Below are 20,195 nucleotides of genomic sequence, written 5' to 3'. Positions count from 1 at the left end.
TGGCAGGGAGTGGCCCACGTTCACCCACGTTGCCCGGACCCCTGTTCTCCCAGCCCAGGAGCACACCCGGAGTCTCCATGTGACTCCCGTTGATCTTGGCTCTCAGGGTGCAGCGGCCGGCGCGAGGGGCTCCCGTCGGCGGAGAGCGTGCCGCTTCAGGCTGCGGCGCTGACGGTTACTGCCGGTCGGCTGAAGGTCTTGCGGTCGCGGATGAGTGCCCAGAGGACGTCGACGCGTCGTCGGGCGAGGGCGAGTATGGCTTGGCGGTGGTTCTTTCCTTCGGCGCGTTTCTTCTCGTAGTAGGCGCGGGAGGTGGGGCATTCTCTGGCGGCGGTGAACGCGGCCATCCACAGAATGTGTCGCAGCCTTCGGTGGTATCGGCGGGGCGGCCGATGGTTCCCGGCAACCATTCCGGAGTCGCGGGAAACCGGCGCCAGGCCGGCATGAGCCGCGAGTTTGGTAGGGCTGTCGTACTCGGTCATGCCGGCGGTGTGCACCAGCAGTTCGGCAGTGAGCAGGGGTCCCATGCCGGGCAGACTCCCGATGATCGGCGCCAGCGGGTGCTGGTCGAGCTGTTCGGCGATGAGGTCGTCGACAGCGGCGATACGTTGTTTGAGGGCGAGGATCTCGGTGGCCATCTGCCCGACGACCACGGCGGCGGCACGCTGGCCGGGCAGGTTCACGGTCTGCTGCCGGGCGGCGGCCACCATCGCCTCGGCGACCTGCACGGCGTTCTTGACGTGCCCGCGTCGGAGCAGGGCCGTTATCCGGTCGACGCCGGCGTGCCGGATCGCCGCCGGTGTCTGCCAGCACGCGAGGACCATCATTGGGGCCTTCCGGTTCAGGTCCACGGCTCGTTCGAGGGCGGGGCTGATCCCGGTGAGTAGTTCCTGCAACCGGAAAAGGGTGGCGACGCGCTGCCCGACGAGGTCGGCGCGGTAGCCCGTCAGCACGGTCAGCTCGGCCAGCAGCCGGTCGGAGGGTTCCAGGATCGGAATGTCGGGGCGCATGCGGATGGTCTGGGCGATGACCACCGCGTCGCGGGCGTCGGTCTTGTTCTCTCCGGCGAACGCGGCGGCCATGTGGAACGCGACGGTGCCGGAGACGTAGCGGACCTTGACCTGCCTGCGCCACAGCAGGGTCAGCAGCAGAGCGGATAGGCCAGTGGTGACATCCACCGCCCAGCAGACCGGCCGGCCATGCGTCGACACCTCGGCCATGACCGTGAGCAGGGCGGTCTCGTCGTTGGCAACCCGGAGGGAGTAGACGAGCCGGCCGTCGCCGTCGACGGCGGCGACGTGGTGGTGGGCCTTGCCGATGTCCACGCCGATCCACAGCTTCGCCACCCTCGCGCATCCCTTCGTTGTTGAGTTCTCTCTGTCGGGCCGTCGTCTGTGGGTTCGGGTTTGCCGGCACCTTCTCACGAGGCGAACGCGGGTCGCGGGTCTCCATCAGCGGTCTACCGAATCTCACAGACGGCGAAGCGGCGGGTGGCATCTCCTACCGTGAGCCAAGCGATCTCGGCGAAACACACGTAGCCATACCCGCCACTTCCTGGGCGTCAGGGTCTACGGCCGCCAGGGCCGCGCCCGTTCAATCCAGCGCGTCCGCGAGGCGGGAGTGGGTGGCACCTCGAGGCTCAGCCACGATCACGGCGGAACACACTTCAGCCAATCCCACGCCCGGCCCCGCGGGCACGGCAACAGCTACCCTCCCGCCGTCGCTGGCCGGCGCCTCGGACACGATGTGCGAGAACCTGGAGTATCGATCTTGTGGGCGGACGGCGGTGCCGTCCCCGACGCGGAGCGATCCTGGCGAGCGAGTAGCCGAAGCGGCGGCTGCCCGGACCAGCTCTGCCGCCGCGACTGCCGTCTGCACGGCAAGGGGTTGGGGGGCCTTCGAGGGCGTCGCCGGCCGCCGGCCGCACGGCGCACATCATCAAGGGCTTGACCGACTGGTAGTAGGTCAAGCCCTTGATGATGGTTTGATGCGCCCATGGATCTGGCACCTGACGGACAGATCCTAGGAATCAGTCCTCCACGACGGGATGCAGCGGTGACAGGAACGGGTCGAGGCGTTCGGTGATGTCACCCCGCGCCATAACGTGGACCAGGAACGCGTTCGGTCCGGGAGGAACAGGCATCTCCTCGTCCTTTTCGTAAAGGAGGCCATAGGAGCCCGGTAGCCGTCGTGCCACGAACTCGAGCACCTGGCGCATCCCCGCCGCCTCGTCCCGACGTCGGTTCGCCACTCCGTGCAGGAGCAGGTGGTACTCCCCGTTGAGTACCGTCACCTCCGCCGAGACATTCGTCGAGAAGTTCAACGTGGCCATCATCTCGTTCAGTTCATCAATGATGGCGTTGAGTTGGCCGGTGTCTGACTCCTCGGTGGTCTGCGCGAGGCGAAACCAGCCGTGGAACTCGTACACGTCACCCTCCGAGCGGTCTGGTATCGATGACGGGCTCGATGCCGTATCGGACACCGTATTCGTGCAGCTTCCTGAGCACTCCACCCGCGGGTGGCCCCTCAAAGTGGAAGTATGGCACTCGTCCGGTCTCGATAGCCTTCTCGAACGTCGCCTTGGCCTGGTTTCGGAAGTCCGAGCCCATCTTGTAGTTCGCCGGCTTGGACTGCGCCACGTAGCGCTGGCTCACCGCGTCGAACTCTCGGCCACGAGGCTCGAACTTCAGAGAGCTCGGTCGGCGTCCGCCCGACGTAAGCACGCTTCGGGTAGGCGACGGGCCTCACGGAAATCGTCTGCGGACTTCGAGGGCTGGATCAGCACGAGGCCGACGGGTGCAGGCGTTCGGCGGAGCGGGTGAGCCATTGCCCGACGATCTACTGCCGGGTCCTAGGCTTGCAGTCAGGGTTGACCTTTGTCCTGGCCGGTCCGCGGGCGGGCCGGCCGGGATCGGCGTGTCGGGCGGCTCGCTCTCGCATGGGAAACTCTCGCCGTGAGTTCAGGTGTACCCCGGACGATCAAGGCAGTCGACACGTCAGAGTTGATCGGGCTCGACACCGAGGCGATTCATTGCGGACTGAACCGCAATCACGGGGCAGGGTGGTTGGCGGAGTTCGCCGATCCAGCAGCGGTGCACTACCTGTGGCCGGTACTGGTGCATTGGTTGGGGCACCGGCCTGAGCTTTCGCCGCACTGGCGGTGCATGCTGCTTTTGACGGTGCGAGACGGCCAGCAGATCTTTTCCCTGCTGGATGTCCTGCCCGCCTCGTTCGAGGATCTACCCGAGACGCTGGATGCGGCCACGAAGACCAAGATCGCCCACCGGCTGGAGCATCAGGGCCTGCTGACGCAGGCGCAGTGGGCCGACCTCAACCCCTGATCCGGGTACTGCTTGGCGGTGATATACGGCAGCTGATATCGGGCGGCGAACCGTGCGTCAGGTGTCGAGGCCTGCGAGGTCGAGGCGTTCGAGCAGGCTGGGCTTGCGGGCGTGCACCGCCCGTAGCTCGGCCAGCCGGTGTCGGAACGATGTGCTGTCTCCGTCGCGTTCGCCGAGATCGTGTAGGTCAACGAGGAGCTGAACTGCGGTGTCGTACTCGCGGGGTTTCTTCGTGGCGATGAGGTCATCGACCCGCTGCCAGGCGGCGGGTTGGTCGACAGCGAGAGTGTCAAGGTGCCGTTGCCGGACGGCTGCGGCGGACCGTTCCCGGCGAACCCGGTCGCGTTCACGCTGCTCGGCGTTCCGTCGTTCCCGTCCGGCGCGCAGGTCGGCGGCGATGGTGAGCAGTTGCCCGCTGGTGCGGGTGGATGTCGGGGTGGACGCGTCGGCGGGATGCGCCTCGCGGTAGCGGCCCAGCAGTTGGCTGCGTAGGTGGCTGTCGCTGCCGGTGATCAGGTCGGTCAGGATGGCGTCCTTGTCCCGGGCGGGCAGCCCGACGACCCAGGTGCGTAGTTGCGCGGCAGTCGGTTCGCCGGAGGCGGCCGGCGACGACCCAGCCGCCGCAGCCGCAATCAGGTCAGGGTCGATGCGCAGGAACTCGGCGACGGCGGTGAGGGGCGCGTCGAGGGCGCCCATTCCGGCGGGGACGGGCGGTTCGGGCTCGTCGTCGGCGATCTCCTCGGACTGTACGCAGCGCAGCCAGGCCAGGTAGAGCAGGCGCAGATCGCCGAGGGCGAGGCGGGCCCGGACCGGGATGATCGAGGCGAGCAGACCGTGGCCGTCGAGGTCCCACTCGTCGGTGCCGTCCTCGTCCTCGTCATGCAGGTCGATGATGACGTGCTCGCCGGCGGTCCAGGCGGATGCGCTGTCGCCCTGGCAGTACTGGGCGACGGTGGCGAGGTCGAGCACGTGTTTCGGCAGTCGCAGCATGAGCTGACGGGTTCCCCAGTTGGCCAGGTACAGGTGCGCGTCGAAGTACCGCTCCATCAGCGTGCGCGGGTCACCCTTGAAGTCGCCCCACTCGTAGGTGTTGACGAAGCTGGTGGCGGTGATGTCGGCGCGGGTAGACAGCGACCGCAGCTCGGCCCGCTCCCGTCCGCTGAGGGGCCGGTCGACGGCGGTGAATTCGTAGTACTGGTACTCGCTCATCGTGGCCTACCTTCCGGCCCAGTGCCGGTAGGCGTCGATCCACGCGTTGCCGTCTGGTGGCGGGGTGGGGAGCGGCAGGTCGAGTAGGTCGATCCGCTGCCGGTGGCGACCTCGGATGCAGACCGCGACGATGGTGTCCGCGGTCAGCTCGACCTTCCGCACGGTGACCTCGACGCCGAGGACGGTGGTGGTGAACGGCACCGCCAGATGCTCCTCGATCATGGTGAACAGGCCGGCGAGCTGCTCGTCGTCGCCGTACGCGTCGACGGTGGCTTCCTCGATCATCGCCTCCAGCGCGGCGGTCCCCTTCGATACCATCGGCGGAGGATAGCGGACCGGTGCTGGGGTGTTCGGAGCCCGATGCGCGAGGATGGTCGGCATGGGTTCGGTGGCCGAGTTCGTCGATCTTCGGCGGGAGGTGGAGCGGTTACGGGCGGAGAACGCCCGGCTGGGACGTCTGCTGGACCTGCGCGGTCAGGACACGTCTGCGGCACCGGAACAGTTGTCTGCTTCGGTGGAGCCGCCGGGGTTGGTCACGATGGCGTCGCCGACTCGGGACAAGCTGGCGTTGTTCGCCGACCGGTTCCGGGCCCGGGCCGACGTGTACGCCGTGCGGTGGGACAGCGCCCGTACCGGCGCTGCCGGGTGGATGCCCGCGGTCGCCGGGGGTTGGCGTAAGGGGATGGACCGGCGGGGTGCCACCTACCTGCCCCGCACGACGGAGGTCGTCGCGGCGCATCTGGTCGGCGACGTGTTCATGGGCTTGTACCCGCTAATGCCCGGCAACACCTGCCACTTCGTCGTGGCCGACTTCGACGGGCCGGCGGCGATGCTCGACGCCCTCGCATATGTGAAGGCGGCACGGGCCAGCGCGGTGCCGGCCGCGTTGGAGATCTCTCAGTCGGGCCGCGGCGCCCACGTGTGGGTCTTCTTCACCGGCGCTGTTGCCGCCGCCATCGCGCGGACCGTCGGCACGGTCCTGCTGCGTGAGGCGATGGTGCTGCGCGGGTCGATGGATCTGCGGTCGTATGACCGGCTGTTCCCCAACCAGGACGTGCTGCCCGAGGGTGGCTTCGGCAACCTCATCGCGGCGCCCCTGCAGGGACGCCGCCGCAAGGACGGGCTGACTACCTTCCTCGACCTCGGCACCCTCGAGCCGCACGCCGACCAGTGGGCGTTCCTGTCGACGCTGGACCGGCTCAGCCCCGGCGACGCCGAACACGTCGCCCGGCAGGCCAAGCAAGCCGCCACCGGTGCCGACGTCGCCACGATGAGCCGGTCCGCCGCGACCCAGGTCCACCCACCGCTCCCTCCGGTGGTCCACGCGGAGGCCGGTGCCGGGCTGAGCCTCGACGCCGGACAGCTCACCCCCGCCGCACTGGCGACGTTCAAGCACGCCGCCGCCATGGCCAACCCGAAGTTCTACGAGCTGCAGCGACTCCGCAAGTCCACCTGGGACACCCCACGCTTCATCCAGGGCTACGACCTCACCCTCGATGACCGCATGGTCCTCCCGCGGGGACTGCGGCACACCATCGCCACCATCGTCGAGCGCGCCGGGTCGCGGCTGGCCGTCACAGACGCACGAAACCCCGGGACCGAGATCGACACCGCGTTCACCGCCGAACTCACCAGCAGGCAGGCCGACGCGGTCGGCGCGCTTCTCGCCCACGACGACGGGATCCTGGTCGCCCCGCCCGGCTCTGGCAAGACCGTCATGGCCTGCGCGGTGATCGCCGAACGCAACACCTCCACCCTCGTCCTCGTCGACCGCAAAGCCCTCGCCGACCAGTGGCGCACCCGCATCCAACAGTTCCTCGACATCAAGCCCGGGCAACTCGGCGGCGGCCGACGCAAGCTCACCGGCACCGTGGACATCGCGCTGCTGCCCTCCCTCGCGCGGCGCGACGACGTCGCCACCCTGACCCAGGAGTACGGGCACCTCATCGTCGACGAATGCCACCACCTCGGTGCCGCAGCCTACGAGCACTCGGTCAAACGGATCGCCGCGCAGTTCTGGCTCGGCCTGACCGCCACCCCCACCCGACGCGACGGCCTCGGCCAACTCGTCACCTGGCAACTCGGCCCCGTCCGCCACACCCTCACCGACGAGGAACAAGGCACCCTCGCGGCAGCGATGCACGCCGACGCCGGACCCCGTCGAGCGCTGTTCATCCACGAGACCACATTCCAGCCCGGCGACATCGACCTGGACGCCCCCGGCGCGCTCGCCGAGGTCCACCGAAGACTCGCCGTCGACGAGTCCCGCAACGCTCGGATCGTCGATGATGTCGCCCTAGCCCTGACACGCGGTCGCAACTGTCTCGTCCTCACCCGACGGGTCGCCCAGGTCGAAGCTCTCAACGCTCTGCTCGCCGCACGCGGACACCAAGCGCTCGTGCTTCAAGGCGCGATGAGCACCCGCGAACGGCGGACCGTCATTGACCGGCTCGACGGCGCCAAGGCCGGCGACGGCCTCCTTGTCATCGGCACCACACCGTTCATCGGTGAAGGCTTCGACGCCCCCGCCCTCGACACCCTCTTCCTCGCCGGCCCGATCTCCTACGACGGCCTACTCGTCCAGTGCGCCGGCCGCGTCATCCGCGCCGCGCCCGGCAAGGATGTCGCCGAGGTCCACGACTACCACGACCCGGCCACACCCATCCTCGCCGCCTCACTCCCACGCCGCATGCCCGGATACCGGGCGCTCGGCTTCACCAAAACATGAGCGCATCCGATGCGATCACAACGGCTGGTCCCACCAGTCACGAGGATTTGACGAGAAGCCAAGCGTGCTAGGCCTAGCGTAGTAGGCTCACAGCCATGGGCCGGTTCTCTGAGGATGAGCTGCACGCGGTCGTCGCCCGATACGAGGCGACGCGGGCGCAGGCGTTGACCGAACGGGACGAGCAGCTACGAGCTTTTCACACGGCCGGCTGGCGGCCGGTGGATCTGCAGCGGGTCACCGGGTACAGCCGGGAGACGATCCGTCAGGCGCTCCGACCGGAGGTCCGGCGGGCGACCAACATCAGCCGGCGCAGGACATCACGCCAGCCGCCGGCGGACTACCGGCCCTACGGCGACCGGAAGCCCTACGTGGTGGCCGAGACCCTTACCGAAATGCACGGCCCGACCGAAGGCGCGGTGACGCTTCCGCGTCATCTCGACTGGTCGGGGCACGCCGAGTACGACCTTGACCGGCCCGCTCGCTTGGCCAGCATGTACAAGGTGGTGCTCACCGAAGCGAGCACGGTCGAGGACCTGAACGCCTGGCTCGACGCCGACCTACTCCGGCGGCTCTGGCCCAACCTCTGGCTGCCGCCCCAACTCCGCCAGCGCTGGGAAGAGACTTTCCCCGAACTCGCCGCAACCCGCAGCAACGCGGCGTAGCGGTGGACCCCTTCCACGAACGCCTCGCCCGTACCGGGCTCGGGGCGGCCGATCGATACGGCTTCGCGCTGGCCGGCGGTTACGCGGTGCAGGCCGCCGGGCTGCTGGAGCGGCCCAGTGAGGACGTCGACCTGTTCACCGCCTGGGACCGCCGCAACGAGTTCACCGCCGCGGTTGACGCCGTCGTGCACGCCTACCGAGACGACGGCCTCAGCGTCGAGACCGAGCGGCAGTACGACACCTTCGCCCGGCTGGCCGTCACCGACGGCGTGCGGGTTTCCAAGGTCGAACTCGGCGTGGACTGGCGTGCCAACGAACCAATCCTCATGGCGATCGGACCAGTACTGCACCCCGACGACGCGGTCGCGAACAAGATGAGCGCCCTCTACGGACGAGCGTTCGCCCGGGACTTCATCGACATCGACGCCACCCTGCGGTCAGGCCGCTACACCCGCGAAGCCCTCCTCACCCTCGCGCAGCGCGCCGACCGCGGCTTCGACCCGCGGATCTTCGCTGACGCCCTCGGACAAGCCGCCCAGCTCGACTCCGACGACTTCGCCCAGTACGGCATCACCGGCCCAGCGCTGGACGATCTCCGCAGCCGATTCGCGGAGTGGCGCCGCGACCTGCTCAACGACGAGGAAGGGTGACTCGGTCCCTACTCCCGGCAGCGTAAGCCTGTACGCGCAGGGCCCAAAACGTTCCAGCTGATCTTCGGCTAGCGATCGCAGCGAGCCCGCGAAGCGACAAGCACGCAACGGGGACTACAGGAAAGCCGCAGGTCATCGGCCTGCGGACACCGGCGGAGCGTCGGGTTAGGAAACCGATGCTCTATCCCCTGAGCTACGGGGGCGCGAGGGCACAGTCTAGCGACCTGAGGGTTCACCCGGGGTGGCAGGGAGTGGCCCACGTTGCCGACGCTGCGCTGACGGCCGTCGTGCCCGGCGGTGGCCGGTCGCCTCTCGTAGGCTCCGAGGGTGGAGAGCAGGCCGGGCCAGATGATGGCGCACATGTTGGATGCGGCGGAGAACGCCTCGCCGGTCGAGGCGGTCGAGGCGATCACCCGGGAACTCGGTGCGGCGCTGGGAGCACGTACCGTCGCGTTCCTGATCGCGGACCTCAGCGGCCGGGCGCTGGTCCGGTTGGCGCACGTGCCACCGGCGGGCGCCGGCCCCGGGCGCCGGGACGGTACGGAGCTGGCCACGGTGATGCCGTTCGACGGTGGCCCGATGGAGCAGGCGTTGCGCACGCAGACGGCTCGCGTCGTGGCGCGGGCTGACGGCTGGGCGGTGCTGGCGCCGGTGACCGACCGCGGTGAGGCGATTGGCCTGCTGGAGATGGTCCTGCCGGACGAGCCGGATCAGCGGCAGTTGGCGGAGGTCAGCCGCACAGCGCACGTGTTGGCGTTCGTGGTGATCGCCAACCGGCGGCACACCGACCTGTTCGAGTGGGGGCAACGCACGACCCCGTTCACCCTGTCGGGGGAGATCCAGCGCCGTCTGCTGCCCGGTTCGTTCACCTGTGAGGCCAGCGCGTTCACCCTGTCCGGCTGGCTGGAGCCCGCCGCGAGCGTCGGCGGGGACACCTTCGACTACAGCCTCGCCCGCGACGTGCTGCATTTCAGCGTCACCGACGCGATGGGCCACGGGGTGGCCAGCGCGTTGACCGCCACCCTGGGGGTGGGCAGCCTGCGCAACAGCCGCCGTCGCGGGGCGGGCCTGCTGGCGCAGGCTGAGGCCGCGAATGCCGACGTGGCCGGCCACAGCGCCGTGCCCGGCAGTTTCGTCACCGCGGTGCTGGGCCGTCTCGACCTGCGCAGCGGGGTGTGCGCGCTGCTCAACGCCGGGCACGTTCCGCCGATGCTGGTACGCGGCGGGGACACCCAGGTGGTGCCGCTGCCGGGCAACTTTCCGCTGGGCATGTTCGCCGAGGCCGATTACCGCGCCGGCGAGATCACGTTGCGCCCCGGCGACCGCCTGGTGGTGGTCACCGACGGCGTGCGGGAGCGCAACGCCGCCGACCTGGATCTGCCGGCCATGTTGCGGTCGATCGCCAGTCTGCACCCACGCGAGGCCGTCCGGGCGTTGGCCGACGCCGTGCTGGATGTCAGCGGACCGACCCTGGCCGACGACGCCACCCTGTTCGTCGTCGACTGGCACGGCGGGCACAGCGAGGACCGGAGCACCAGCGCTGGCGCTGACCAGGCACGCGCCAGCACCGGTCTGCCCGACTGACTATCGGCCTGCCGCGTCGGTGGGACGAACATCCGCCTCCGCCGCGGGCACGCTGTCGTAGATGTCGATGACCTGATCCACTGAGGTGACCGTCAGGACGTTACGCACGGCGGGCTGCACCGCGGCGAGGCACAGACGCCCTCCGGCGTCCCGCAATGCCTTGAACATCACCACCAGCGCGCCCAGTCCGCTGGAGTCCATGAATCCCACAGCGGCCAGGTCCACCACGACCTGCCGGTCACCGGAGTCGACCAACCGTTGCAGAGCCTCCCGCAGCTGCCGGGACGTCGCCATGTCGAGCTCGCCGCGCACCTCGAGCACGGTGCAGCCCTGACCAGGCCGGACCGACATGAGCAGATCCACGACTACCTCCTACACCGATGGTCCCCGCTTACCCTATTTCGTCGGCGCGCGAACCGGCGGCGGCTGGTGGTGTCCGCCGAACCGACGCCGCGACCGTTTCAGGTCGGCGACGCCGGGTAGCGCTGATCAGAGCCGGATCATCCGCCCTTAGGGTGTGGGCAGTGGTCCGGCCGTGTCAGGCACGGCCCGGAAGGAGTCACGCACATGCGGGTGAGCATGACGCTGTCGCTTCCCCGCCGGCCGTCCTCGGCGGCCCGCGCCCGCCATGTCCTCACCACCTTGCTGAGCCTCACCGACGCCACCGAGGACACCCGCGCCAACCTGGCGGTGGTGATCACCGAGGCGTGCGCCAACGCGATCATCCATGGTGCGCCCGACAGCGATGTCGACATCGCCATCAGCATCGACGAGAACGGCTGCCTGCTCGAAGTCGGTAACCGCGGCAGCAGCCCCGACAACACCAGACTCGACGCCGGCCTGCCCGCCCCGCTCACCATTGGTGGCCGTGGCCTGCCCCTGATCTCCGCGCTCGCCGACACGGCCGCATTCGTCAGCGGGCCACCGGACCAGGTGCTGCTACGCATCACCAAACAGTTCGGCGACGCTCGAGCAGCACCGAACCGCTGAGAGGACCGACGCGCTCGGCTCGTCATCGGCACCGGGTGTCCGCCATCCGGCGAGGGTGCCGTCTCGACGCGGCCAGTGCGGATGCCGGCGGCCAGCACCACCTACGTGTTGAAATGGATCTACTCAATACCGAGTAGAGTCCATGGTTCGAACTACAGGATGAGGCCGAGGGATTTGATGAGCCCGAGCAGCACGACTCCTCGGATCGCAAGGGAAGACGACCTCGCGGGCTTCACGGCCGGCCAGTTCCTGGCCGTGACGAAGGCCCTCACGATGATTCTGGCTCTCCCGCCGTCAGCCGCCGACCACGTCGATGCGCTCGTCATCGCCAGTGGCCAGGGCGAGGAATGGCGCTTCACCCACGCGATCCGCAGCTGGGAGACGAACCTCGATCTCCGCTACCTCCTGGTGGCCAACGGCAACCCGACCGAGAAGACCTACGTCGACATCACACTCGGTTACCTGCGCAGCCTCGGCCTCCGCCGCGTCGGTGGAGTTCACGTGCAGGCCGAGCCGGCTCCCAACACGGCCCTGCAGGCCGCGTGGATCGTCAACCAGGTCAAGGCCCACGGCATCACGAGCCTGGCGCTCGCCGTCTCTCCCTACCACCTGCCCCGCGCCTACCTCACGCTCCTCAAGGCGTTCACCGAGTCGGGCGTTCGCCTTCCCATCATTCCGGTGCCGGTGGCGGTGCCCCCGGACCGGCTGGTCCCGGAAACCGGAGCCACCGCCTACGACCTCGTGCCCGGGGAGGTGAAGCGCATGCTGACGTACGCGGACCAGGGGTGGATCGCCACGCTTGAGGAGCTGCAGCAGTACCTGCAGTGGTTGTGGAGTCATCACGAGCCGCTTCTCCGAGGGGGCTCGCGGAGGTCTGTCGAGGATGGCGTGTCGGCCTGACATCCACCGGGGCGCCGGTGCGGCAGGCCGGCAGCCTACGAGCGCGGGGGTCGGGCGGCGCGACGACGCTCGGTGAGCCGTCGCGCCTTCACCGCGTTGCCGCAGTCGGCCATCCGGCACCAGCGGCGGGAACCGTTGCGGCTCTGGTCGAGGAACAGCCAGCCACAGCCACCTTCGAGCACCGGGCAGCGGCGCACCCGGGTCAGGTCGGCCGTCAGCATGACGTCGAAGGTGGCCTCGGCGATCCGGTCGGGCACCAACATGGCCGGCACCGTGCCGTACGCCAGCCGCACCCGCGACGAGTCGAGCACGAACCGCGCCCGGGCGGCCGCGCCGGACCAGCGCTGGTGCAGGGCGACCAGTGCGGCACCGGCCGCGATGGGGTCACCCGGCGTACCACCGTCCGGGTCGACGATCGCCGCAAGCAGCACGAGGTGCAGCCCTTCGCGGATGTCTCGCACGGCGGTCAACCCGGCGTGCGCCGCCGCGGGCTCGTCGCGCCACGCCTGAGCAACCTGGTCAGCCTCCGCGTCGCTGATCAGGCCCACCCGGACCGACCAGCGCAGCAAGGCGGAGCTGTCGGACAGGAAGTCGTGCGGCGACCCGCCGCCTCGCTCGAGTGTGTTGACCAGATCGAGCACAGGGTGCCCGCCGACCAACGGCAGCTGGCACACGTCGAGTGGCATGCCGACAAGGCTACCACCTAAACCCTCGAAGGGGGTTATGCTGCGGCTCGGCCCGGGGCCGGTGACGGCGGCGAAGCCCCCACTAGGCCTGCCGCCACGCCATCCGGTTGGACCGCAGCGGGCGGCGCAGGCGATCGGCACCTGACCAGTGCGGTGAGCGGACGCGTACGCCGCTGCCCTGATCACGAGGCATGGGCGCCGGCGGTGTCGAGTCGCCCGACGTGTGCGGCGTCGAGCTTGACGTCGATCGCCGACATGGCAGCCGCGTACTGGTCGAGGGTCCGCGGCCCGATCAGCGGCACGATGCTCGGCGACGTCTGATGCATCAGCCACGCGAGCACCAACTGGTTGGGCTTGACCCCCAGCTCGGCGGCGAGCGCGGTGAGGGCGGTGAGGCGCGCCTCGGCATCCGGGCCCTGGTACGGATCCATGATGTCGTGGTTCCGCCGCTTCGCCGGATCGTCGTAGACGCCCTTGAGGATCGGCGAGTACGCGACCAACGTCAGGTCGTCGTGCGTCCGCAGGTAGTCGAGCTGCTCGTCGTCGACGATGGACTTGTGGTCGAGCCCGGCGCGGCGACGGAGGTAGCTGTGTTGTTGCTGCACCGCTACCGGCGCGGGCCAGCCGTGGCGGTCACAGAGCTGCCGGATGCGTTCCAGCCGCCAGGTGCGCACGTTGCTCCAGCCGATGTACCGCGCCTTGCCGTCGCGGACGATCTCCGCCAGGGCGGCCAGCGTCTCCACCAGCGGCGTCGACCGGTCGTCGACGTGCACGTAGAACAGGTCGACGTGGTCGGTGCCGAGCCGCCGCAAACTGTCGTCGATGCCCCGGCGTACGGTGTCGGCGCTGGCGCCCTCGAAACGGGCCTGGACCTCTTCCCACGTCTTGCCACGCGCCTCTTCCGGATCGGCCAACCGCGCACCGCACTTGGTCGCGAGAAAGACCTTGTCGCGCCGACCGCCGCGGGCGAGCCAGCGGCCTATCAACTCCTCACTTTCGCCACCGGTGTTGCCCGGTGACGGCCACCACGCATAGCAGTTGGCGGTGTCGACGAAATTGCCCCCGGCATCGAGGTAACGGTCCAGCATCTCCACCGACGACGCCTCGTCGGTGAGCGTTCCCATCAGCATGCACCCGAGAGCGATCTGACTGACCTGCTCACCCGTACGCCCCAATTCCACAGTCCTCATGGCGGGAAAGCTATATGTTCGGGCGTCCTCCACGTCAACCCGTTGCGCTACTCGAAAAGCGCGCCGTTCATACGCCTCCGCGGAAACGGAAAAAGGACGAGCCGCGCCGCTGTCGGAGTGCGAGATTGCCGATGCCCGCATGCCGACTCATCGTGGTGGCCGCCACGATGAGTCGGTAAACGGCGCGGTGGAACATGCCGACGGCGACGGGTTCCTGGTTCAGCAACTCGACGCCGTCAGGCACGTCCGCGACGCGGCACCGTCAGTTCTGCAGTGCGGGGCGGCCAGGCGCGACGTACTGCCACCCGGCCTGCTGCCACTCCTCGGCGTTGAGCAGGTGCCGCCCGTCCACGACGTTGCGGCTCTTGACCTCCTTGCCCAGCACCCGCGGGTCGAGGGTGGCGAACTCCTGCCAGTCGGTCAACAGGGCCACCGCGTCGGCACCGCGGGCCGCGTCCAGCGGGCTGGTGGTGTAGGTCAGGTGGGGGAAGGCACGCCGCGCGTTCCCCATCGCCCGCGGGTCGTAGACAGCGGCGACACCGCCCTCACGGCTGATCAGCTCAGCCACGTACAGCGCGGGCGAGTCGCGGATGTCGTCGGTGTTGGGCTTGAAGGCTGCGCCGAGCACCGCCACCCGCCGTCCGCTGAACCCGCCGCCGCACTGCTTGCGGAGCAACTCCACCACCCGGTCGCGGCACCGCAGGTTCACCGCGTCGACCTCGGCCAGGAAGGCCAGGGCGTGGCCGACGCCGAGGTCGTGGGCGCGGGCCCGGAAGGCCCGGATGTCCTTGGAGATGCAGCCGCCGCCGAAGCCGAGGCCGGCCTTGAGGAACTGCTCGCCGATACGCGGGTCGCGTCCGAGCGCTTCGGCGACGACTGTGACGTCGGCGCCGCTCGCGTCGCAGAACTCGGCGATCGCGTTGATGAAGGAGATCTTCGTGGCCATGAAGGAGTTGGCGGCGGTCTTGATGACTTCGGCGGTGGGCAGATCGGCCACCACCACCGGGACGCCCGCCTCGATCAGCGGCGCGTAGACCTCGCGGAGCACCGCCTCGGCGGACGTGTCGGCCACGCCGAGCACGAGGCGGTCCGGGCGCAGGGTGTCGGCCACCGCAGTGCCCTCGCGCAGGAACTCCGGGTTCCAGGCGACCGTCACCTTCTCGCGGTCGGGCGCCAGAACGCGGAGCATCTCGGCCAGGTGAGCCGCGGTCCCGACCGGCACTGTGGACTTGCCGACGACCAGGCACCCGTCGGCCAGCGACGGTGCCAGACCCTCGATGGCCGCGTGCAGGTGGCTGAGGTCGGCTGCGCTGGTGTCGCTGCGCTGCGGCGTGCCCACGCAGATGAAGTGCACGTCGGCGCTCGCGGCGTCCTCGTACGCGGTGCTGAACCGCAGACGCCCCTCGGCGAGATTGCGGGTGATCAGCTCGTCCAGCCCAGGCTCGAAGAACGGCACCCGGCCGTCCGCCAGCGCGGCGATCTTTTCCGGGTCGATGTCAATCCCGATGACCTGGTGCCCCAACTCGGCCATACCGGCGGCGTGTGTGACACCGAGATACCCGCAGCCCAGCACGGAGATCGTAAGCACTGTGCCTCCTAATTCCAGTCCGCTGATGGTTTGCTGGCGGCCGCTGCCGTCCGCCGTAGGCCTTCTTTGAGGGCGACCTGTGGTCGCCAGCCCAGTTCCCGCTCGGCTCGAGTGATGTCGGGGCAGCGCTGCCGGGGGTCGTCCTCGTCGGCCTCGATGAACTTCAGCGGTGACTGGCTGCCCGTCACCTCGAGGATCATCTGAGCCAGGTCGCGGATGGTGACCTCGTGGACGTTGCCGATGTTGACCGGTTGTCCGTAGTCGCTCTCCGCGATCGCCAGCAGGCCTCGTGCGGTGTCCTCCGCGTAGCAGGGCGACCGCGTCTGGTTGCCGTCGCCGTGGATCGTCAGGGGGACGCCGTCGAGGGCCTGGGCGATGAAGCCGGAGATCACCCGACCGTCCGGGCGCATCCGCGGCCCGTAGCTGTTGAAGATGCGCGCGATACCCACGCTCACGTCGTGCTTCTTGCCGTAGGCAGTGGTGAAGGCCTCGGCGAACCGCTTCGCCTCGTCGTACACCGACCGCGCACCGATCGGGTTGACGTTGCCCCAGTACTCTTCGTCCTGCGGATGCTTCAGCGGGTCGCCGTACACCTCCGAGGTGGAGGCCAGCACGAAGCGGGCTCCGCACCGGTGGGCGATGCGCAGCGCGTTGTGGGTGCCGTAGCTACCGACGAGCATGGTCTCGATCGGCAGCCGATAGAATTCGGGAATCGACGCCGGCGACGCCAGGTGCATCACCAGATCGACCGATCCCGGGGTGTCGAATTCCTCGGAGACATCCGCCTCCACGAGCGTGAAACCCGGCCGGCTCATCAGGTGCTCGATGTAACTGCGGTGCCCGGTGGAGAAGTTGTCGACGCCAATCACCTCCACGCCGGCGGAGAGGAGCTGCTCGCAGACGTACGAGCCGAGAAATCCTCCACCGCCGGTCACCAAGGCTCGTCGGAATCTGCTGGATTGCGACACGGGAACCTCCAATCCCTGTCGAAAGTGGGTTGGACCTCGGCTACGCGGAGCCTTATCGCACCGCCGCGTCAATGCTGCGACGGCTGAGCCCACTCTCCGGTGGGATGAACGTACTGTCGGCCGGGTACTCTGCACGCGGCTCGACCAGCACTCAACGGGCCCGCACGCCTACCGTTGCGACGGACTGGCGCTACCTCAGACAGCGGGCGGAAGAACAGCTTGTTCGCGCACGTCGTGCCGGCCGGCCGCCTCGTCCCGGATCTGCCCGAGTAGCTCGTCGGCCTCCAGGCGACCCAGCAGTGCGTGGAACTGGTCGAAGATCCCGAGCGCCTGGGAGGCCCACTCCAGTGCGGAGGAGTAGTCCCGTCGAGCCCGGTGCACCCGCGCGAGCGCCAGGCAGAATCGCGCGGTGGCCAGCCGGTCGCCGTTTCGGCGGGCGATCGCGTACCCGTGGTTCAGCGTCACCGCCGCCTGGTGGTGCTGGTGCTGCCGCAGTTTCACGAGACCGAGCCCGTGCAGCACGTGCGCCTCGCCCGCCCGGTCGTGGCCGCCGCGTACCAGTTTCAGGGCCTTGGTCAGCTCTTCCTCGGCGCGGGTCAGGTCACCGTCCTCGAAGTGCAGTTCACCCAGCCGATGCAGCACCATCGCCTGGACCCGGGTGCTGTTGACCTCGGTCACCTTCCGCAGTGCCTCGGCCAGCAGCTCGGCGGCGGAGCCGCGCTCGCTCCATTCCAGCTTGATGCGCGCCATGCCGCTGAGGATGTGCGCGGTGCCCGCCGCGTCCCCGAGCGGATGCAACGCGGCAAGTGCCTCGCTGTAGCGCGCCCACGCTTGATCGAGGTCACCGTGCACCCGGTCGAGGAAGGCCAGATGCCGCAGGGCGAGGGCGCGGCCGCGCGCCTGGCCGATCTCGTCGAACACCTCAAGCGCCTGGGTCAGCCGGGCGCGCGCGTCGTCGAAGCGCTGCTCGACGATGTCCACCGCGCCCAGCGAGTACAACATCGCGGCAGTGCCGAGTCGGTCGTCAGCCTGCCGCGCGGTGAGCAGGGCGATCTCGTGCGTGGCCCGCCAGTCGTCGAGGTAGCTGCCGGTCTCGAAGAGCGCCACCATGGTGATCGCCAGGTCCCAGCAGTAGTCGGGGGCGCCGGCTTGGGATGCCTGACCCACTGCGGCCACCGCGGCGGCTCGTTCGCTCTCGAACCACATCAGCGGATCGCGCAGGAGGTCGTGAACGAGGTGTCCTGGCAGACTCCAACGCTCCGCCCTGCTGTGGATCACGGTGTAGTCGCCGCCGTACAGGATGCGGTGCGCCTCGTCGGCGAGGAACAGCCACGCACCGAGGAGACGCCGAGCGGCCTCCAGCCGGACCGGTGCGGTCTCCTCGGCCGCGAGCCGCTCACGGGCGTAGACCCGGACCAGGTCGTGCAGCCGGTAGCGGGTGTCGACGCCGAAGCCACCCACGACCTCCAGCAGCTGCGCGTCCACCAGCGCGTCGAGCGTGTCCGACGCGGTGGACACGTCGATGTCGAGCAGCGGCGCCGCGGTCCAGCTCGGGAAGTCGTGGGTCTCGAGCAGGCCGAGCCGCCGCAACAGCCGTTGCGCCTGCTCGTCGAGGCCCTCGTAGCTGATCGCGATGTTGGTTCGCACATCCAGGCCGCCGTGCGCCAGCTCGTCCAGGCGCCGGCCCTCGTCCTCAAGTCGCTCGGTCAGCTGCGCCATCCGCCAGTGCGGACGGGCGATCAGCCTCGCGGCCGCGATCCGCAGCGCCAGCGGCAACCGACCGCACAGCTCGACCAGGCGTAGGGCCTCGCGCGGTTCGGCGGAGGCCCGTTCGGGGCCGACCATCCGGGTCAGCAGTTCGACGGCGTCGCGCTGTTCGAGTGCACTCACCTCGACGAGCCGGGAGCCGGGGATGCCGGCCAGGCGGCGCCGACTGGTCACGATCACACCGCAGCTGGGGCTGCCCGGCAGGAGCGGGTAGACCTGTCGCTCGTCGACCACGTCGTCCAGGACGATCAGCACCCGGGATGCGGCGATCTGGCTTCGAAAGGTCGCCGCGCGCGCCTCCAGCCCCTCCGGTATCGAGGACCCGGGCATGCCGAGCGCGCGGAGGAAACCGTCGAGGATCTGGGAGACACCGCCACTGTGCGACCGCTCCGGACCCAACCGGGTGAACAGCAGCCCGTCCGAGTATTCGCCGGCCAACTCGTGGGCCAGATGCACGGCGAGGGTCGTCTTGCCCGCGCCGCCGCGGCCGGTGATGGTCAGGACCGGCACGGAGTCGTGGTCGGAATGGCCGCTGCCGTAGCGCAAGAAGTCGCCCAACTCGGTCACGAGCTCGCCGTACCCGGTGAAGTCAGGTATGTCGGCAGGAGCCATCCGGGGCACCGGGGGCGCCGGCTCGATCGGATTCGGCCATTCCTGCTCCACTGCCGGGCCGGGCTCGAGATCTCCGTTGAGGATGGCCCGCTCCAACAACCGGAGCGGCTCACTCGGCTCCAACCCGAGGTCGTCGATCGAGGCCTGCCGCGCCGACCGGTATGCCGCCAGCGCCTCCGCCTGCCGGCCCGCCCGGTAGAGCGCGGTGATCAGCTGTTGCCACAGCCGTTCCCGCAGCGGGTGTTCGGTGACGAGCGCCATCAGTTCGTCAATGGTCTCGCGATGCCGGCCGAGGTGCAGCTCCAGCTCGAGACAGTCCTCGACGACGGCGAGCCGTCGCTCGGCGATCCGGGTGGCCGCCGCCTCGACCAGCCGGCTGTCCACGCCGCTGAGCGGAGCCCCGCGGTACAGCGCCAGGGCCTGCCGAAAACCCGATGCCGCATCCTCCAGCCGTTGCTCCCGCAGCGCCGTGCGGGCTTCGCTCAGAAGGTCGTTGAAGATGTGCAGGTCCAGCTCACCCTCGGCGATTCTGATCTGGTAGCCGGCCGGGTTGGTGACGATCCGATCGTCGAGACCGGTGCCCCGCAGCGCACGTCGTACCGCCGATATGCAGATCTGAATCTGACTTTTGGCTGTCGATGGCGGCGATTCCTCCCATACCGCCTCGATAAGCCGGCTGAGCGGGACCACATTATTGGCCTCCAGTAGCAGCATGGCGAGCACTGTCTGCTGCCGGGAGGCGGTGATGCTTGCGTTCACAACGTGCAAGGGTCCAAGTATGCGGAAAACCTGCAAATTTCCTCCCCGTCGACAAGCTTCCTCCCCGTCGACAACGACACATCGCCAGCCCAACGGCGCCCCCCGGAGCTGGCCGGATGATCGTTTGACGCCCCGCATAGGAGAACGTTTTACATGGTAGCGAAGCATGCAGGCCCGCACCAGGCGAGATTCGGGATCGCCGATGTTTCAGAGCGTCTATGAGATGACGTGTTGGCCAGGCGCAGGTGAACGCACGACACGGTGATTCGACGGGTCATGCCGGCGGTACCAGCCCCGCGGGCGTGCGTCAACGCGCACCCGACGGCGCTCGCAGTTTCGTGCGAGCAGACGACAGCGTGCGCGTCAGGCCGGGGCTCGCTCGACGATCGCGAGTTGGGCGGCGAAGTCCCGCGAGCCCGAGGGCTCGCGGCCGCCGCGCTTTTCTCGGGGTCGCCGCCGCAGTCCCTCAAGCGGGACGGCGGGTCAGCGCGCGTAAGACGCCCCGGTCAACGCTGATCCGGCACCGCCGGGCCCAGGGGCAACCACGCGGGCAGACACCGC

18 protein-coding genes are annotated in these 20,195 nt (G+C 69.1%); 7 read left to right on the top strand and 11 right to left on the bottom strand.

What is annotated here, in order from left to right:
• Nucleotides 1–155 precede the first annotated feature (155 nt).
• From QCZ28_RS02520 to QCZ28_RS02510, 3 genes are all read right to left on the bottom strand, one after another.
• Complete coding sequence (locus QCZ28_RS02520; RefSeq protein WP_279515021.1) at nt 156–1,346, bottom strand: IS110 family transposase; 1,191 nt, start codon at nt 1,344–1,346, stop codon at nt 156–158.
• A gap of 683 nt (nt 1,347–2,029) precedes the next feature.
• On the bottom strand, nt 2,030–2,428 hold the full coding sequence (locus QCZ28_RS02515) for an Imm7 family immunity protein (RefSeq protein ID WP_279515020.1): 399 nt from the start codon (nt 2,426–2,428) through the stop codon (nt 2,030–2,032).
• A gap of 1 nt (nt 2,429) precedes the next feature.
• Nucleotides 2,430–2,723, bottom strand: coding sequence for a restriction endonuclease fold toxin (locus QCZ28_RS02510; RefSeq protein WP_279515019.1), 294 nt, complete (start codon nt 2,721–2,723; stop codon nt 2,430–2,432).
• A 231-nt stretch (nt 2,724–2,954) separates the two neighbouring features.
• Here QCZ28_RS02510 and QCZ28_RS02505 point away from each other — a divergent pair, with 231 nt between their 5' ends.
• Nucleotides 2,955–3,341, top strand: a complete 387-nt coding sequence (locus QCZ28_RS02505) for a hypothetical protein (protein ID WP_279515018.1) — start codon at nt 2,955–2,957, stop codon at nt 3,339–3,341.
• Nucleotides 3,342–3,398: 57 nt separating this feature from the next.
• Here QCZ28_RS02505 and QCZ28_RS02500 read toward each other — a convergent pair whose 3' ends face one another.
• Together QCZ28_RS02500 and QCZ28_RS02495 are read right to left on the bottom strand one after the other, a co-directional pair.
• A complete protein-coding gene (locus QCZ28_RS02500; protein ID WP_279515017.1) occupies nt 3,399–4,550 on the bottom strand; it encodes a hypothetical protein in 1,152 nt (383 codons plus the stop codon).
• 6 nt (nt 4,551–4,556) lie between these two features.
• Nucleotides 4,557–4,868 carry a hypothetical protein gene (locus QCZ28_RS02495; RefSeq protein ID WP_279515016.1) on the bottom strand — a complete coding sequence of 104 codons (312 nt, stop codon included), beginning with the start codon at nt 4,866–4,868 and terminating at the stop codon, nt 4,557–4,559.
• A gap of 61 nt (nt 4,869–4,929) precedes the next feature.
• Between QCZ28_RS02495 and QCZ28_RS02490 the strand changes: the two genes are divergently transcribed.
• The 4 genes from QCZ28_RS02490 (at nt 4,930) to QCZ28_RS02475 (ending at nt 10,174) form a co-directional block, all read left to right on the top strand.
• On the top strand, nt 4,930–7,278 hold the full coding sequence (locus QCZ28_RS02490) for a DEAD/DEAH box helicase (RefSeq protein ID WP_279515015.1): 2,349 nt from the start codon (nt 4,930–4,932) through the stop codon (nt 7,276–7,278).
• A 95-nt stretch (nt 7,279–7,373) separates the two neighbouring features.
• Nucleotides 7,374–7,940: a hypothetical protein gene (locus QCZ28_RS02485; RefSeq protein ID WP_279515014.1), complete on the top strand. Its 567-nt coding sequence runs from the start codon at nt 7,374–7,376 to the stop codon at nt 7,938–7,940.
• 2 nt (nt 7,941–7,942) lie between these two features.
• Nucleotides 7,943–8,590 (top strand): nucleotidyl transferase AbiEii/AbiGii toxin family protein, encoded by a 648-nt coding sequence (locus QCZ28_RS02480; RefSeq protein ID WP_279515013.1) that lies wholly within the window; start codon nt 7,943–7,945, stop codon nt 8,588–8,590.
• Nucleotides 8,591–8,917: 327 nt separating this feature from the next.
• Nucleotides 8,918–10,174: a PP2C family protein-serine/threonine phosphatase gene (locus tag QCZ28_RS02475; RefSeq protein ID WP_279515012.1), complete on the top strand. Its 1,257-nt coding sequence runs from the start codon at nt 8,918–8,920 to the stop codon at nt 10,172–10,174.
• On the opposite strand, the gene QCZ28_RS02470 is transcribed toward QCZ28_RS02475, so the two are convergent.
• Nucleotides 10,175–10,537: an STAS domain-containing protein gene (locus QCZ28_RS02470; RefSeq protein WP_279515011.1), complete on the bottom strand. Its 363-nt coding sequence runs from the start codon at nt 10,535–10,537 to the stop codon at nt 10,175–10,177.
• Between the two features lie 204 nt (nt 10,538–10,741).
• Here QCZ28_RS02470 and QCZ28_RS02465 point away from each other — a divergent pair, with 204 nt between their 5' ends.
• The gene (locus tag QCZ28_RS02465; protein WP_279515010.1) at nt 10,742–11,164 is read left to right on the top strand and encodes an ATP-binding protein; all 423 of its coding nucleotides are present in this window, start codon (nt 10,742–10,744) and stop codon (nt 11,162–11,164) included.
• A 177-nt stretch (nt 11,165–11,341) separates the two neighbouring features.
• Nucleotides 11,342–12,064 (top strand): hypothetical protein, encoded by a 723-nt coding sequence (locus QCZ28_RS02460; protein ID WP_051708200.1) that lies wholly within the window; start codon nt 11,342–11,344, stop codon nt 12,062–12,064.
• Nucleotides 12,065–12,099: 35 nt separating this feature from the next.
• On the opposite strand, the gene QCZ28_RS02455 is transcribed toward QCZ28_RS02460, so the two are convergent.
• The 5 genes from QCZ28_RS02455 to QCZ28_RS02435 all read right to left on the bottom strand — a co-directional run bounded on the left by QCZ28_RS02455 (nt 12,100) and on the right by QCZ28_RS02435 (nt 19,634).
• The gene (locus QCZ28_RS02455; protein WP_279515009.1) at nt 12,100–12,750 is read right to left on the bottom strand and encodes a CGNR zinc finger domain-containing protein; all 651 of its coding nucleotides are present in this window, start codon (nt 12,748–12,750) and stop codon (nt 12,100–12,102) included.
• Between the two features lie 182 nt (nt 12,751–12,932).
• Nucleotides 12,933–13,973, bottom strand: a complete 1,041-nt coding sequence (locus QCZ28_RS02450) for an aldo/keto reductase (RefSeq protein WP_279515008.1) — start codon at nt 13,971–13,973, stop codon at nt 12,933–12,935.
• A gap of 229 nt (nt 13,974–14,202) precedes the next feature.
• Nucleotides 14,203–15,528, bottom strand: coding sequence for a UDP-glucose/GDP-mannose dehydrogenase family protein (locus QCZ28_RS02445; RefSeq protein WP_279515007.1), 1,326 nt, complete (start codon nt 15,526–15,528; stop codon nt 14,203–14,205).
• An 8-nt stretch (nt 15,529–15,536) separates the two neighbouring features.
• On the bottom strand, nt 15,537–16,463 hold the full coding sequence (locus QCZ28_RS02440; RefSeq protein WP_279515006.1) for a GDP-mannose 4,6-dehydratase: 927 nt from the start codon (nt 16,461–16,463) through the stop codon (nt 15,537–15,539).
• Nucleotides 16,464–16,691: 228 nt separating this feature from the next.
• Nucleotides 16,692–19,634 (bottom strand): BTAD domain-containing putative transcriptional regulator, encoded by a 2,943-nt coding sequence (locus QCZ28_RS02435; RefSeq protein WP_279515005.1) that lies wholly within the window; start codon nt 19,632–19,634, stop codon nt 16,692–16,694.
• Nucleotides 19,635–20,195: the final 561 nt, after the last annotated feature.

The organism is Micromonospora sp. DH14 (assembly GCF_029809455.1).
GTDB classification, from domain to species: Bacteria; Actinomycetota; Actinomycetes; order Mycobacteriales; family Micromonosporaceae; genus Micromonospora; species Micromonospora parva.
This window is presented reverse-complemented; position numbering and strand designations above follow the sequence as displayed.

What these genes read in the sequence shown, in the direction of transcription:
- QCZ28_RS02500 (WP_279515017.1), bottom strand. Translation starts at nt 4,550, where the DNA reads ATGAGCGAGTACCAGTACTACGAATTCACCGCCGTCGACCGGCCCCTC.
- QCZ28_RS02495 (WP_279515016.1), bottom strand. Translation starts at nt 4,868, where the DNA reads ATGGTATCGAAGGGGACCGCCGCGCTGGAGGCGATGATCGAGGAAGCC.
- QCZ28_RS02490 (WP_279515015.1), top strand. Translation starts at nt 4,930, where the DNA reads ATGGGTTCGGTGGCCGAGTTCGTCGATCTTCGGCGGGAGGTGGAGCGG.
- QCZ28_RS02485 (WP_279515014.1), top strand. Translation starts at nt 7,374, where the DNA reads ATGGGCCGGTTCTCTGAGGATGAGCTGCACGCGGTCGTCGCCCGATAC.
- QCZ28_RS02465 (WP_279515010.1), top strand. Translation starts at nt 10,742, where the DNA reads ATGCGGGTGAGCATGACGCTGTCGCTTCCCCGCCGGCCGTCCTCGGCG.
- QCZ28_RS02460 (WP_051708200.1), top strand. Translation starts at nt 11,342, where the DNA reads ATGAGCCCGAGCAGCACGACTCCTCGGATCGCAAGGGAAGACGACCTC.
- QCZ28_RS02455 (WP_279515009.1), bottom strand. Translation starts at nt 12,750, where the DNA reads ATGCCACTCGACGTGTGCCAGCTGCCGTTGGTCGGCGGGCACCCTGTG.